The sequence below is a fragment of the Enterobacter sp. DN genome (assembly GCF_046054285.1).
Lineage (GTDB): Bacteria > Pseudomonadota > Gammaproteobacteria > Enterobacterales > Enterobacteriaceae > Enterobacter > Enterobacter hormaechei_C.
Window position 1 is genome coordinate 158,992 of the sequence record NZ_JBJJTG010000006.1, and the last position, 15,115, is coordinate 174,106.

At 55.8% G+C, this 15,115-nt stretch carries 13 protein-coding genes; 8 read left to right on the forward strand and 5 right to left on the reverse strand.

Annotated elements, in window-relative coordinates; all coding sequences use genetic code 11:
- The first annotated feature begins 30 nt into the window (after nucleotides 1-30).
- The 5 genes from rpoN (at nucleotide 31) to npr (ending at nucleotide 3,517) form a co-directional block, all read left to right on the forward strand.
- Nucleotides 31-1,464: an RNA polymerase factor sigma-54 gene (rpoN, locus tag ACJTMZ_RS15835; protein ID WP_045907663.1), complete on the forward strand. Its 1,434-nt coding sequence runs from the start codon at nucleotides 31-33 to the stop codon at nucleotides 1,462-1,464.
- A gap of 22 nt (nucleotides 1,465-1,486) precedes the next feature.
- The gene (gene hpf, locus ACJTMZ_RS15840) at nucleotides 1,487-1,774 is read left to right on the forward strand and encodes a ribosome hibernation promoting factor (RefSeq protein ID WP_003861866.1); all 288 of its coding nucleotides are present in this window, start codon (nucleotides 1,487-1,489) and stop codon (nucleotides 1,772-1,774) included.
- An 82-nt stretch (nucleotides 1,775-1,856) separates the two neighbouring features.
- Nucleotides 1,857-2,348 carry a PTS IIA-like nitrogen regulatory protein PtsN gene (gene ptsN, locus ACJTMZ_RS15845; RefSeq protein WP_003861869.1) on the forward strand — a complete coding sequence of 164 codons (492 nt, stop codon included), beginning with the start codon at nucleotides 1,857-1,859 and terminating at the stop codon, nucleotides 2,346-2,348.
- A 45-nt stretch (nucleotides 2,349-2,393) separates the two neighbouring features.
- Nucleotides 2,394-3,248 carry an RNase adapter RapZ gene (gene rapZ / locus ACJTMZ_RS15850; RefSeq protein WP_003861870.1) on the forward strand — a complete coding sequence of 285 codons (855 nt, stop codon included), beginning with the start codon at nucleotides 2,394-2,396 and terminating at the stop codon, nucleotides 3,246-3,248.
- Nucleotides 3,245-3,517, forward strand: a complete 273-nt coding sequence (gene npr / locus ACJTMZ_RS15855) for a PTS phosphocarrier protein NPr (protein ID WP_003861872.1) — start codon at nucleotides 3,245-3,247, stop codon at nucleotides 3,515-3,517. Before rapZ ends, npr begins: the two co-directional genes overlap by 4 nt.
- Nucleotides 3,518-3,556: 39 nt before the next feature.
- Here the strand turns inward: npr and mtgA are convergent, their stop codons facing one another.
- The 5 genes from mtgA to lptF form a co-directional block, all read right to left on the reverse strand.
- Nucleotides 3,557-4,282, reverse strand: a complete 726-nt coding sequence (mtgA, locus tag ACJTMZ_RS15860) for a monofunctional biosynthetic peptidoglycan transglycosylase (RefSeq protein WP_015571986.1) — start codon at nucleotides 4,280-4,282, stop codon at nucleotides 3,557-3,559.
- A complete protein-coding gene (gene elbB / locus ACJTMZ_RS15865; protein WP_015571987.1) occupies nucleotides 4,279-4,932 on the reverse strand; it encodes an isoprenoid biosynthesis glyoxalase ElbB in 654 nt (217 codons plus the stop codon). Before elbB ends, mtgA begins: the two co-directional genes overlap by 4 nt.
- 232 nt (nucleotides 4,933-5,164) lie before the next feature.
- Nucleotides 5,165-7,498, reverse strand: coding sequence for an aerobic respiration two-component sensor histidine kinase ArcB (gene arcB, locus ACJTMZ_RS15870; RefSeq protein WP_017382727.1), 2,334 nt, complete (start codon nucleotides 7,496-7,498; stop codon nucleotides 5,165-5,167).
- Nucleotides 7,499-7,635: 137 nt separating this feature from the next.
- Entirely contained in the window at nucleotides 7,636-8,718 is a 1,083-nt protein-coding gene (lptG, locus tag ACJTMZ_RS15875) for an LPS export ABC transporter permease LptG (RefSeq protein WP_001147540.1), read from the reverse strand.
- On the reverse strand, nucleotides 8,718-9,818 hold the full coding sequence (lptF, locus tag ACJTMZ_RS15880) for an LPS export ABC transporter permease LptF (RefSeq protein WP_003861881.1): 1,101 nt from the start codon (nucleotides 9,816-9,818) through the stop codon (nucleotides 8,718-8,720). The genes lptG and lptF overlap by 1 nt, the downstream gene beginning before the upstream one ends.
- Before the next feature lie 265 nt (nucleotides 9,819-10,083).
- Here lptF and pepA point away from each other — a divergent pair, with 265 nt between their 5' ends.
- The 3 genes from pepA (at nucleotide 10,084) to ACJTMZ_RS15895 (ending at nucleotide 15,012) form a co-directional block, all read left to right on the forward strand.
- Nucleotides 10,084-11,595 carry a leucyl aminopeptidase gene (gene pepA / locus ACJTMZ_RS15885; RefSeq protein ID WP_003861882.1) on the forward strand — a complete coding sequence of 504 codons (1,512 nt, stop codon included), beginning with the start codon at nucleotides 10,084-10,086 and terminating at the stop codon, nucleotides 11,593-11,595.
- Nucleotides 11,596-11,713: 118 nt separating this feature from the next.
- A complete protein-coding gene (holC, locus tag ACJTMZ_RS15890; protein ID WP_003861884.1) occupies nucleotides 11,714-12,157 on the forward strand; it encodes a DNA polymerase III subunit chi in 444 nt (147 codons plus the stop codon).
- Nucleotides 12,157-15,012 carry a valine--tRNA ligase gene (locus tag ACJTMZ_RS15895; RefSeq protein ID WP_047365699.1) on the forward strand — a complete coding sequence of 952 codons (2,856 nt, stop codon included), beginning with the start codon at nucleotides 12,157-12,159 and terminating at the stop codon, nucleotides 15,010-15,012. Before holC ends, ACJTMZ_RS15895 begins: the two co-directional genes overlap by 1 nt.
- Nucleotides 15,013-15,115 lie beyond the last annotated feature (103 nt).

Below are 15,115 nucleotides of genomic sequence, written 5' to 3' on the forward strand. Positions count from 1 at the left end.
CACGCCGAACCGGAGAAAAACGCTCTGAACATGAAGCAAGGTTTGCAATTACGGCTCAGCCAGCAACTGGCCATGACGCCGCAGCTACAGCAGGCAATCCGTCTGTTGCAGCTGTCCACGTTAGAACTCCAGCAGGAGCTCCAGCAGGCGCTGGACAGCAATCCGCTGCTGGAGCAAACCGATCTTCATGACGAGGTAGACGCCCAGCAGACGCAGGACACAGAAACGCTCGACTCCGTAGATGCGCTCGAACAGAAAGAGATGCCGGACGAACTGCCGCTGGATGCCAGCTGGGATGAAATCTACACCGCGGGTACCCCTTCCGGGACGCGCGCAGACTACCAGGACGATGAACTCCCGGTCTACCAGGGCGAAACCACCCAGTCGCTTCAGGACTACCTGATGTGGCAGGTAGAGCTGACTCCTTTCTCCGATACCGATCGCGCCATTGCCACCTCGATTGTCGATGCCGTTGACGACACGGGCTATTTGACCGTGACGCTGAACGAGATTCTGGAAAGCATCGGCAATGACGAGATTGAACTGGAAGAGATTGAAGCCGTCCTGAAACGCGTTCAGCGTTTCGACCCGATAGGTGTCGCCGCGAAAGATCTGCGCGACTGCCTTCTGATCCAGCTTTCGCAGTTTGCCAAAGAGACACCGTGGATTGACGAAGCCCGGCTCATCATCAGCGATCATCTGGATCTGCTGGCGAATCACGACTTCCGCACCCTGATGCGCGTCACACGCCTGAAAGAAGAGGTGCTGAAGGAAGCGGTGAATCTGATCCAGTCGCTCGATCCGCGTCCGGGGCAGTCGATCCAGACCAGCGAACCGGAATATGTCATCCCCGATGTGCTGGTGAGAAAACACAATGGCCGCTGGGTCGTTGAACTGAACGCCGACAGCATTCCTCGCCTGCAAATCAACCAGCAATACGCCTCCATGTGCACCAGCGCACGTAATGACGCTGATAATCAATACATTCGCAGCAACCTTCAGGAAGCACGCTGGTTGATCAAGAGCCTGGAGAGCCGTAATGACACGCTGCTGCGCGTCAGCCGCTGTATTGTCGAACAGCAGCAGGCGTTCTTTGAGCAGGGCGAAGAGTTTATGAAACCGATGGTGCTGGCAGACATCGCCCAGGCCGTCGAGATGCATGAATCAACCATTTCCCGCGTGACCACGCAGAAATATCTGCACAGCCCACGCGGTATTTTTGAGCTTAAGTATTTCTTCTCCAGCCACGTGAACACCGAAGGCGGCGGCGAAGCCTCGTCAACGGCTATTCGCGCACTGGTGAAGAAGTTGATCGCCGCGGAGAACCCCGCGAAGCCACTCAGTGACAGTAAGTTAACCACCATGCTGTCCGATCAGGGTATTATGGTGGCACGTCGTACTGTCGCGAAGTATCGAGAGTCTTTATCCATTCCGCCGTCTAACCAGCGTAAACAACTGGTTTGACACAACCGATAAGGAAGACACTATGCAGCTCAATATCACCGGACATAACGTCGAGATTACTGAGGCTTTACGCGATTTTGTAAACACTAAGTTTGCGAAACTCGAGCAGTATTTCGAGAGGATCAACCAGGTCTATGTTGTGTTGAAAGTGGAGAAAGTGACGCATATCTCGGATGCGACCCTGCACGTCAACGGAGGGGAACTCCATGCCAGTGCGGAAGGGCAAGACATGTACGCGGCTATCGACGGCTTGATTGATAAGCTTGCGAGACAGCTCAATAAACATAAAGATAAACTGAAACAACACTAATTGTCCGGGCAGTTAACGGGTGCAGGACGGCCTGTTGTGAAACACAACAGGCCATTTGTACAGTTAGCGCTTAGGTGAAATTATGATAAACAACGATTCCGCTCTTCAACTGAGCAATGTCCTTAACCAGGATTGTACCCGCAGTGGCGTTCACTGCCAGAGCAAAAAACGTGCGCTGGAAATCATCAGTGAGCTGGCCGCAAAACAGCTGGGTCTGCCGCCGCAGATCGTGTTTGAAGCCATTCTGACCCGTGAAAAAATGGGCAGTACCGGCATCGGCAATGGCATTGCGATCCCGCATGGCAAGCTGGAAGAAGATACGCTGCGTGCCGTGGGGGTGTTTGTGCAACTGGAAACGCCTATCGCTTTTGACGCCATCGATAACCAGCCTGTGGATCTGCTTTTCGCGCTGCTGGTTCCTGCCGATCAGACCAAAACCCACCTGCACACGCTGTCGCTGGTTGCCAAACGTCTGGCGGATAAAACCATTTGTCGTCGACTGCGCTCAGCCCAAAGTGATGAAGAGCTTTATCAAATTATCACTGAAGCAGAAGGCAATCAGGATGAGGCATAATCGGGAAAGGGCCTTCAGTACGGCTGCCCTGAGGAGAAACGGAACATGGTGCTGATGATCGTCAGCGGTCGTTCGGGGTCCGGGAAGTCCGTGGCCCTGCGCGCGCTGGAAGACATGGGATTTTACTGTGTAGATAACCTGCCGGTAGTGTTGTTACCCGATCTGGCGCGGACGCTGGCGGACAGGCAAATCTCTGCCGCCGTCAGTATCGACGTGCGTAACATGCCGGAATCGCCGGAAATCTTCGAGCAGGCAATGAACAGCCTGCCGGAATGCTTCTCGCCTCAGCTCTTGTTCCTGGATGCTGACCGCAACACGCTGATCCGTCGCTACAGCGATACACGTCGTTTGCATCCGCTCTCCAGTAAAAATCTTTCGCTGGAAAGCGCCATCGATAAAGAGAGCGATCTGCTTGAGCCGCTGCGTTCCCGGGCCGACCTGATTGTCGACACTTCCGAAATGTCCGTCCACGAGCTGGCGGAAATGCTGCGTACGCGCTTACTCGGCAAGCGCGAGCGCGAACTGACGATGGTGTTTGAATCCTTCGGCTTTAAGCACGGCATACCTATCGATGCGGATTACGTTTTTGATGTGCGTTTCCTGCCGAACCCACACTGGGATCCGAAACTGCGTCCGATGACCGGTCTGGATAAGCCGGTGGCAGCGTTCCTCGACAGACACACAGAAGTACACAATTTTATCTACCAGACGCGAAGCTACCTTGAGCTATGGTTACCTATGCTGGAAACAAACAATCGCAGCTACCTGACGGTGGCGATTGGCTGTACCGGCGGTAAACATCGTTCGGTCTACATTGCCGAACAGCTGGCCGATTACTTCCGCTCACGCGGGAAGAACGTTCAGTCCCGTCATCGCACGCTGGAAAAACGCAAAACATGACCGTAAAACAGACCGTCGAAATCACCAACAAGCTGGGCATGCATGCGCGCCCGGCGATGAAGCTGTTTGAACTGATGCAGGGTTTTGATGCTGAGGTGCTGCTGCGCAACGACGAGGGAACCGAGGCAGAAGCCAACAGCGTGATTGCGCTACTGATGCTGGATTCTGCCAAAGGCCGTCAGATTGAAGTTGAAGCCACCGGCCCGCAGGAAGAAGAAGCGCTGGCGGCAGTGATTGCCCTGTTCAACGCCGGGTTTGACGAAGACTAACGTTCGCCATGTCGGCGGGTAGCGCTGCGCTTACCCGCCCTACCTAAGATTATTTCGCTCCATAAACCCTTCCCCACCCAGCTGACGCATCTGGCGCATAATCCACGCCTGGCGGCTTCGCACGTAGCCTGACGGGGCGCTGGCCTTAAAACGCAGCGGGTTCGGCAGCACGGCGGCAAGCAGTGCCGCTTCGGACATAGTCAGCCTGCTGGCGGGCTTGCCAAAATAGCGCTGCGATGCCGCTTCGACACCAAATACGCCGTCACCAAATTCCGCGATATTCAGGTAGACGGTTAAAATGCGTTTTTTGCTCCACACCGTCTCGACGCCCAGCGTCAGCCCGGCCTCCAGCCCTTTTCTCACCCAGCTGCGACCGTCCCATAAGAACAGGTTTTTTACCGTCTGCTGAGAAAGCGTCGATGCGCCGCGGACGCGGTTTTCATGACGTTCATTATGATCCAGCGCCTTCTCGATAGCCGCCACGTCAAAACCCCAGTGCTCCGGGAATTTCTGATCTTCTGCCGCAATGACCGCCAGCCCCATCCACGGCGAGATTGCATCCATGCTGACCCAGTCAGAATGGGCAACATAGCCAAAATCCCCAGAGAGCCAGGCGCTAATCTGCCGCTCTGCCATCACGGCCGAGAACGGGACGGGCAGGATGCTGAACAGCGCAATACCGCCGCCCCAGAACACAGCCAGGACCAGCACAATACGCAGCAGGATCCGTTTTAACCACCCGCCGGGGGAGAATTTACGACTCATTCGGTCAGGACCAGCACTCTGTCCACCAGCTTTTCAATGCCTGCGGCAGCCTCGGCGATGTTCTGCGCCAGCATATACGCTGGCGTGGTGATGATCTTGTTGTCCTCGTCCACCACAATGTCGTCTACCGGACATGGCACGTGTTCGCCGCCCATATCCTCGACAATCTCAGCGGTATCAATGTCGGTTCCGATCGTGAGCCGCAGCGGGAAATCAAAAATCTTCGGCAGCATGGCCGGCGCAATGCAGATAAAGCCCTGCGGCTTACCTGCCGCATGCATCGCCAGCGATAGCGCTTTCAAATCGGGATCGACATGACACGCCGTGCCTTCCGTTGCAAACGTGCTCAGGTTTTTCGCCGCGCCAAAACCGCCCGGCACGATGAGCGCATCAAGTTCAGCGGCATCGGCCTGTGCCAGCGGGTGAATATCGCCGCGCACAATACGCGCCGCTTCAATCAGCACGTTACGGCTTTCCGCCATTGGCTCGCCGGTGAGATGATTAATCACGTCTGCCTGGGTTTTATCCGGGGCGAAGCAGATAACGTCTGCCCCCTGGCGCGATAATGCCAGCAGCGTTAATACGGTTTCATGTATCTCTGAACCATCGTAAACACCACATCCGCTCAGCACGACACCAATCTTTTTCATTCTGACGATCCTTCTATGCAACTCGCTGAAGCACATTAAAAATTCTGATTAAAACGCTATGCTTCACACATTTCACTGATTCATGTAACAAACTGTTTAAGATTTGCTATCTTATCTGCGTGCGGCCTCAATTTTCAGGCGGCGTCCATGCGAAAACAACCCATAAAAATCAGGCGCAGCCACGATTTCCCTGGTGTTGGCGCAGTATTCGCGCACCCCGGTATAGCCGGGGTCATTTTTTTCTGGCGTCCACCCAGGCTTTCAGCACTGCCACATCGTTTTGCCACTCTTGTTTCATCTCTTCGACCCAATCACCTACGTTATCTTCCCAGGCAGGTAAATCAGGAGACTGAATCTGTTGGCCCAGCTGCTGGAGATGGCGTAACCCGACAGATCCTGCCGCGCCTTTGATTTTATGTCCCTCTTCGACGATGCCCTTCTGGTCACGCGCCGTCAGGTTGGATTCGAGCACGTTCAGATAGCCCGGCATCATTTTTTCGAACACGGCGAGGCCATCGGTGATCAGTTTTGGTCCCACCAGATCGATATACTGCTCCAGCATGGCGGTATCCAGTATCGTTTGGGCTTTAGCGCTATCAACAGACGTCATGGTGCTCTCCTCTTCATCACAGGTATCCCAGAACTTCTTGATCATCGCCGTCAGGGCGGGTACCGCCAGCGGCTTGCTGAGCACATCGTCCATACCGGCCTCGAGATACTCTTTTTTATCTTTCAACACGTTTGCGGTCAACGCCACCAGCGGCGGCAGCTCGTCAGGAGCATATTTGCGCGTCAGCTCGCGGGAGATATCCAGCCCGGTCATGTCCGGTAGCTGAATATCGAGCAGCACCAGGTCATACTCGCCCGGCGTGAACATCTCCAGCGCGGCTTTCCCGGTCATCGCCACATCCACGCTGTTACCGAGTTTTTCCAGTACCGACCGAGCGACAATGACGTTCAGCTCAATATCTTCCACCAGCAGAACGTGCAGGGCTGGCAGCGGCATATCGTCGTTCTCAAACGTATCTTCCACCTCTTCCGCCACGGCAGGCGCGTGGACGGTAAGCGTAAAGGTGGAGCCTTTACCCGGCTGGCTGGCAACGGTGATATCCCCGCCCATACTTTTCGCCAGACGTTTCGACACCGCCAGTCCAATGCCCGTACCGGTCGCCGGTTTACCGCCGTGGCTGTCTTTAACCTGATAATACATGGCGAAGATCTTATCCTGTTCCTCTTGAGGAATGCCGATACCCGAGTCCTCAACTTCAAAGTGCAGCATGTCGCCTTCGTCATAGCGAATGCGCACCGCAACCTGCCCCTTCTGGGTAAACTTCACGGCGTTGCTGATGAGGTTCCACAGGATCTGCCGCAGACGTGTGCCGTCCGTCACCACTTTATGCGGCAACGGCAGCGTTGGCTCCATCACAAAGCTCAACCCTTTTTGCTGAGCCTGTAAACCTGACAGGTTTTCCAGGTCCGCGAGGAAACCGGTAAAATCAACCGGCTGGTTGTCGAGCTGAACTTTACGGCGTTCCATCTTATCCATGTCGATAATATCATTGAAGATATTGCCCAGCGTGACCGCCGAGACGTGGATCGTTTTCAGGTATTTTTCCTGCTCGCTGGTCAGCTCGGTATCCAGCAGAATGCGGCTCAGCCCCACAATGCCATTCAGCGGGGTGCGCAGTTCATGGCTGATGGTGGAGATGAAGGTGGTTTTATCCCGGCTGGCGCGCTCCAGCGCATCCTGATAGCGCTTACGCTCGGTGATATCGCGGCCAAAGCCCATCAGACCATGACGTTTCCCCACCCGGTCGTAATAAGGCACTTTGCGGATCTCAAAGCAGGCTTTGCGCCCGTCAGGATAGTCCAGCCACTGCTCATAGGTCAGCGAAACGTTATGGCGGAAGACCTTTTCATCCGTCTCCATCACTTTTGCTGCCGCCTCTTCGGAATAGACATCCTGAGGTTTCAGGTGGATCAGCTGCTTTTCGCTTTTCCCGGTCAACAGTTCCATGGCCCGGTTACAGCCGGAGAACTCTTTATCTTCATTACGGTAGAACACCAGATCCGGCGACGCATCGAGGAACGAGCGCAGGAAAGAGGATTGCTGTTCAAGCTGGATCTGCGTCACTTCACGCTCTTTCATCTCAACTTTTAGCTGCTCAAGCGTGGTCTGACGCTCGGCTTCCGCCTTCTCACGGTCTGAAATTTCCTGATTCAGCTGGGCAATGTTGTCCTTGAGCTGAACGTTGAGTTTGAGATCGCGCTCGCGCATCTCTTCCAGCTTATCCACCAGTTTCGATAAACGCTGTCGGGACTCTTCCAGTTGCTCAACCACCACGGAGAGAAAATAGACCGCCCATGGGGTAATCAGCAGGCCAAAGAAAATAGAGCGGATCACGTCGATGCTCTCGACCTGACCATGCAGAACCATGGTCACGGCCATTTGCACGACGATGGCCAGAACGACCAGCGCCAGCGCCAGCAGCATGGAAAAACGCACCAGCCCGAGCTTCATCATCAGGTCGACGTAGTACTGGGCCAGCATTCGAATTTGCTTCATAGAGGATCCCTTCACGACTTTATCGCTCAATAATACTCAAATTCACGGCGAGGCGTTGAAGGTTGTGAGAAAAAGTGCGGGGTGAAACAGGAGATTAGCCTCGCCCCCGGGCAACCGGGAGCGAGGAAGAAGGTTTATCAGGAGCGTTTTAGCAGCATCCAGAGGCTGATCAGGAAGAAACTGGCGCTCGGCAACAGTGCGCCGATAATTGGCGGAATGCCATACACCAGCGTCAGCGGACCGAAAATCTGATCGAGGACGTAGAACACAAAACCAAAGCTGATACCGGTTACCACGCGAACCCCCATTGGCACGCTACGCAGCGGTCCAAAGATGAACGATAGCGCCATCAGCATCATCACGGCCACGGACAGCGGCTGGAAGATTTTGCTCCACATGTTGAGCTGGTAACGCCCCGCATCCTGTCCGCTCGATTTCAGATACTTCACGTAATTATGCAGACCGCTGATGGAGAGCGCATCGGGATCGAGCGCTACCACCCCAAGCTTGTCCGGCGTCAGGTTGGTTTTCCAGGTACCGCTAACGGTCTGCGAACCGGTGATCTGTTTCGGGTTCGTCAGGTCAGATTCATCAACCTGGGATAACCGCCAAAGCTTGTTGTTCGCATCAAATTTAGCGGAGGCGGCATAACGCACCGACTGTAAACGACGATCGTTATTGAAGGCATAGATACTCACGCCGCCCAGTTCATCGTCCCCTTTCACGCGTTCGATATAGACAAAGTTCTGACCATCTTTCGCCCATAATCCCTGCTGCGTGGAGAGCAGTGAACCGCCGTACATAGCCTGAGCACGGTAGTTACGCGCCATCTGTTCGCCCTGCGGCGCGACCCATTCGCCAATCGCCATGGTCAACAGCACCAGCGGGATCGCGGTTTTCATCACCGACAGCGCAACCTGCATACGGGTAAAACCCGATGCCTGCATAACCACCAGCTCGCTACGCTGAGCCAGCATCCCCAGGCCCAGCAGCGCCCCCAACAGGGCCGCCATCGGGAAGAAGATCTGCACATCTTTTGGTACGCTGAGCAGGGTATACATCCCGGCGCCCAACGCGTCGTAACTCCCCTGCCCGGCTTTTTTCAACTGGTCTACAAATTTGATAATGCCCGAGAGCGACACCAGCATGAACAGGGTCATCATGATGGTGGTGAAAATCGTTTTACCGATATAGCGGTCAAGTACGCCAAACGCCTGCATTAGATGGCTCCTTTACGCGTAAACCGGGCACGAAGACGACGCACAGGCACCGTGTCCCACAAGTTGAGTCCGACTGCCAGCAGCAGATACAAACCATTCACGACCCAGGTCCAGATCATCGGGTCAATTTTTCCTTTCCCGCCGTTAGACTTGATTGAGGTTTGCAGCAGGAAGAACACCAGATACAGCAGCATCGCTGGCAGCATCGACAGCACGCGGCCCTGGCGCGGGTTTACCACGCTCAGCGGAACCACCATCAGCGCCATCATAAATACGGTGAAGACCAGCGTGATACGCCAGTGCAGTTCAGCACGCGCACGATCGGTATCGGTATTCATTAAGGTGCGCATATCCATCTGCTCAGTATCCGTGGGATCGAGCGCGACGGCCTGATGGCCAATGATGGCCTGGTAGTTCTGAAAATCGGTAATACGGAAGTCGCGCAGCATAGCCGTGCCTTCGAAACGCGTTCCTTTGTTCAGCGTGACAACCTGAGAGCCGTCTTTACGCTGAGACAGCTGACCGGAGTCCGCCACCACCACAGAAGGCCGGGCGTTACCTTTCGGGCGCAGTTGAGCAAGAAACACGTCATTGAAGCGGTTGCCATCGACGCTTTCGATAAACAGCACGGAGTTACCGTCGGTCGCCTGCTGGAACTGCCCCTGCGCCAGCGCCGCCAGCCCCGGGTTAGCTTTTGCTTCCGCCAGCACCTCATCCTGATGACGAGAGGAGGTCGGCCCCGCCCACATGACGTTAACCGCGGCAACAATGCCCGTAAACAGCGCCAGCACCATGGCTGCTTTTACCAGTACGGCTTTACTGAGGCCGCAGGCATGCATCACGGTGATTTCACTTTCGGTATAGAGCTTACCCAGGGTCATCAGCAGACCAAGGAACAGGCTTAACGGCAGGATAAGCTGCGCCATTTCCGGCACGCCAAGCCCGAGCAGGGAAAGCACCAGATTCGTTGGGATTTCGCCATCAACCGCCGCGCCGAGGATCCTGACCAGCTTCTGACAGAAAAAGATCAGAAGGAGGATAAAGAGGATCGCCAGTTGGCTCTTCAGCGTCTCCCGAACCAGATATCTTATGATTATCACTTTAAATACGCCCGTTAAAACTCGTCTTATGCAGGAATTTAGCTTGTTTCATGGCTTAAACGTCATTTATTCTCTTGAGTCGTCGAAATCATCGCTAAGATTAAAAAACCCGGCGGATTCGCGCTTCATGACATTTATTGACGTGTCGAAACCGTAGTAACGTAAGATTAACACGAAGTCACCACAACGGCGGACATGAGTTACGAAAGGTTTCAATTCTATCCGTAGCCGCCGCCGTTGTCTTTAAGATTCAGGAGCGTAGTGCATGGAGTTCAGTGTAAAAAGCGGTAGCCCGGAGAAACAGCGGAGTGCCTGCATCGTTGTGGGCGTCTTTGAACCACGCCGACTCTCCCCGATCGCCGAGCAACTCGATAAAATCAGCGACGGTTATATCAGCGCCCTGCTGCGCCGTGGCGAACTGGAAGGCAAACCAGGGCAGACCTTGTTGCTGCACCATGTTCCGAACGTCCTGTCCGAGCGTATTCTGCTGATTGGCTGTGGTAAAGAACGTGAGCTTGATGAGCGCCAGTACAAGCAGGTTATTCAGAAAACCATTAATACACTGAATGATACTGGTTCGATGGAAGCCGTCTGCTTCCTGACGGAGCTGCACGTTAAGGGCCGCAACACGTACTGGAAAGTGCGCCAGGCCGTCGAAACCGCAAAAGAGAGCCTCTACAGCTTTGATCAGCTGAAAACCACCAAAAGCGAGCCGCGTCGGCCGCTGCGTAAAATGGTCTTTAACGTGCCAACCCGTCGCGAGCTGACCAGCGGCGAGCGCGCCATTCAGCACGGTCTGGCCATTGCCGCCGGTATTAAAGCGGCAAAAGATCTTGGCAATATGCCGCCAAACATCTGTAACGCCGCGTACCTGGCATCTCAGGCGCGCCAGCTGGCTGACGCGTACAGCAAGAACGTCATCACCCGCGTTATCGGCGAACAGCAGATGAAAGAGCTGGGGATGCACTCTTATCTGGCGGTCGGTAACGGCTCCCAGAACGAATCCCTGATGTCGGTCATTGAGTACAAGGGCAATCCGTCAGAAGATGCGCGACCCATCGTGCTCGTCGGTAAAGGGCTGACCTTCGACTCCGGCGGTATCTCCATCAAGCCTTCAGAAGGCATGGATGAGATGAAGTACGACATGTGCGGCGCGGCGGCGGTTTACGGCGTCATGCGCATGGTCGCGGAACTTCAGTTGCCCATCAACGTGATCGGCGTGCTGGCGGGCTGCGAAAACATGCCTGGCGGCCGCGCTTATCGTCCGGGTGATGTGCTGACCACCATGTCCGGCCAGACCGTTGAGGTGCTGAACACCGACGCCGAAGGCCGTCTGGTGCTGTGTGACGTGCTGACCTACGTTGAGCGTTTCGAACCTGAAGCGGTTATCGACGTGGCTACCCTGACCGGCGCCTGCGTGATCGCGCTGGGCCATCACATCACCGGCCTGATGTCGAACCACAACCCGCTGGCGCATGAGCTGATCGGCGCGTCCGAGCAGGCCGGCGACCGCGCGTGGCGTCTGCCGCTGGGGGACGAGTTCCAGGAACAGCTGGAGTCTAACTTCGCAGACATGGCGAACATCGGCGGTCGTCCTGGCGGAGCTATTACCGCGGGCTGCTTCCTGGCGCGCTTTACCCGCAAGTACAACTGGGCGCACCTGGACATCGCGGGGACCGCATGGCGCTCCGGTAAAGCCAAAGGCGCGACCGGACGTCCGGTGGCGCTGCTGTCGCAGTTCCTGCTCAATCGTGCGGGTTTTAACGGCGACGAGTGATGAAAAACGCCGGGTGGCGGCTTCGCCTTACCCGGCCTACAGCATCACTCAACCGTAGGCCGGGTAAGCGAAGCGCCACCCGGCTTTGCATTTAAATCCACGACAAGAAGCCCCATATATGAAGAATGCAACGTTCTACCTTCTGGACAATGACACCCATCAGGATGGCCTCAGCGCCGTTGAACAGCTGGTGTGTGAAATTGCCGCAGAACGTTGGCGCGCAGGTAAACGCGTCCTGATTGCCTGTGAAGATGAGCAGCAGGCGATTCGCCTGGATGAAGCGCTATGGGCGCGCCCGCCGGAGAGTTTTGTTCCGCATAACCTGTCGGGCGAAGGTCCACGCGGCGGGGCACCGGTGGAGATTGCCTGGCCGCAAAAACGCAACAGCAGCGCGCGCGACATTCTCATTAGCCTGCGGACAGACTTTGCAGATTTTGCCACCGCTTTCACAGAAGTGGTAGACTTTGTCCCTTACGAAGAATCTTTGAAACAACTGGCGCGCGAACGCTACAAAGCGTACCGCCTGGCCGGTTTTAACCTGAATACGGCAACCTGGAAATAATGGAAAAGACATATAACCCACGCGATATCGAACAGCCGCTTTACGAGCACTGGGAACAGCAGGGCTATTTCAAGCCTAACGGCGACGAAAGCAAAGAGTCCTTCTGCATCATGATCCCGCCGCCGAACGTCACCGGCAGTTTGCATATGGGGCATGCTTTCCAGCAGACCATCATGGATACCATGATCCGCTACCAGCGCATGCAGGGCAAAAATACCCTGTGGCAGGCGGGGACTGACCACGCGGGTATCGCGACCCAGATGGTGGTTGAGCGTAAAATTGCCGCTGAAGAGGGTAAAACCCGCCACGACTACGGTCGCGACGCGTTCATCGACAAAATCTGGCAGTGGAAGGCAGAATCCGGCGGCACCATTACCCGTCAGATGCGCCGTCTCGGCAACTCCGTAGACTGGGAGCGCGAGCGCTTCACCATGGATGAAGGCCTGTCCAACGCCGTGAAAGAAGTCTTTGTGCGCCTGTACAAAGAAGACCTGATTTATCGTGGCAAGCGCCTGGTCAACTGGGACCCGAAACTGCGCACCGCCATCTCTGACCTGGAAGTGGAAAACCGCGAGTCTAAAGGCTCCATGTGGCACATCCGCTATCCGCTGGCCGACGGCGCAAAAACCGCCGACGGTAAAGATTACCTGGTGGTGGCGACCACCCGTCCGGAATCCCTGCTGGGCGATACCGGCGTGGCCGTTAACCCGGAAGATCCGCGTTATAAAGATCTGATCGGCAAATTCGTGGTGCTGCCGCTGGTGAACCGCCGTATTCCGATTGTGGGCGACGAACACGCCGACATGGAAAAAGGCACCGGCTGCGTGAAAATCACCCCGGCGCATGACTTCAACGACTATGAAGTCGGTCGTCGTCATCAACTTCCGATGATCAACATTCTGACCTTCGACGGCGATATCCGCGAAAGCGCAGAAGTGTATGACACCAAAGGCAACGAATCCGACGTTTATTCCAGCGACATCCCGGCTGAGTTCCAGAAGCTGGAGCGCTTTGCCGCGCGTAAAGCCATCGTAGCCGCCGTTGACGCACTCGGCCTGCTGGAAGAGATTAAACCTCACGATCTGACCGTGCCGTACGGCGACCGTGGCGGCGTGGTTATCGAGCCAATGCTGACCGACCAGTGGTACGTGCGTGCCGACGTGCTGGCGAAACCGGCTGTGGAAGCGGTTGAGAACGGCAGCATTCAGTTCGTGCCGAAGCAGTACGAAAACATGTACTTCTCCTGGATGCGCGATATTCAGGACTGGTGTATTTCCCGTCAGCTGTGGTGGGGTCACCGTATCCCGGCGTGGTACGACAACGAAGGCAATGTCTACGTTGGCCGCACCGAAGAGGAAGTGCGTCAGGAAAACAACCTGGGCGCTGACGTTGCCCTGCGCCAGGACGAAGACGTGCTGGATACCTGGTTCTCCTCCGCACTGTGGACCTTCTCTACCCTCGGCTGGCCGGAAAACACCGACGCGCTGCGTCAGTTCCATCCAACCAGCGTGATGGTATCCGGCTTCGACATTATCTTCTTCTGGATTGCCCGCATGATCATGATGACCATGCACTTCATCAAAGACGAAGACGGCAAGCCGCAGGTTCCGTTCCATACCGTCTACATGACCGGCCTGATCCGCGACGACGAAGGCCAGAAGATGTCCAAATCCAAGGGTAACGTTATCGACCCGCTGGATATGGTGGACGGTATCTCTCTGGAAGAGCTGCTGGAAAAACGTACCGGCAACATGATGCAGCCGCAGCTGGCGGAGAAAATCCGCAAGCGTACCGAGAAGCAGTTCCCGAACGGGATCGAATCTCACGGTACCGACGCCCTGCGCTTCACCCTGGCGGCGCTGGCCTCCACCGGTCGTGACATCAACTGGGATATGAAGCGTCTGGAAGGTTACCGTAACTTCTGTAACAAGCTGTGGAACGCCAGCCGCTTCGTGCTGATGAACACCGAAGATCAGGATTGCGGCTTTAACGGCGGCGAAATGACCCTGTCTCTGGCAGACCGCTGGATCCTCGCGGAATTTAACCAGACGGTGAAAGCATTCCGCGACGCGCTGGACAGCTACCGCTTCGACATCGCGGCAGGCATCCTGTACGAATTCACCTGGAACCAGTTCTGCGACTGGTACCTGGAGCTGGCGAAGCCGGTCATGAACGGCGGTTCTGAAGCGGAACTGCGCGGCACGCGTAATACGCTGATTACCGTTCTGGAAGGTCTGCTGCGCCTTGCGCACCCGATCATTCCGTTCATCACCGAAACCATCTGGCAGCGCGTGAAGGTGATTGCCGGTATTAATGCCGATACCATCATGCTCCAGCCGTTCCCGGCATTCGACGCCGCGAAAGTGGATGAAGCCGCGTCTGCGGATACCGAGTGGCTGAAGCAGGCGATCGTTGCGGTACGTAACATCCGCGCGGAAATGAACATCGCTCCGGGTAAACCACTGGAGCTGCTGCTGCGCGGTTGCAGCGAAGCTGCCGTTCGTCGCGTCACCGAGAACAACACCTTCCTGAAAACCATGGCGCGTCTGGAAAGCATCACCGTGCTGCCTGCCGATGACAAAGGTCCGGTTTCCGTGACCAAAATCATCGACGGCGCGGAGCTGCTGATCCCGATGGCGGGCCTGATCGACAAAGATGCGGAGCTGGCGCGTCTGGCGAAAGAAGTGGCGAAAGTCGACGTGGAAATTGGCAAAATCGAAAGCAAACTGGCGAACGAGGGCTTTGTGGCCCGCGCGCCGGAAGCGGTCATCGCCAAAGAGCGTGAGCGTCTGGTTGCCTTCGCCGATGCGAAGACCAAACTGATCGAGCAGCAGGCGGTTATCGCGGCGCTGTAATGCTTTTACCCCTTACGCTTCAGGGCGTAAGGGGTATCCTTCCTGAAAACTCCTCGCTTGCACTCCCCTTTCTGCGGTGCTATTAACAGCAGTTGTGTGTCAA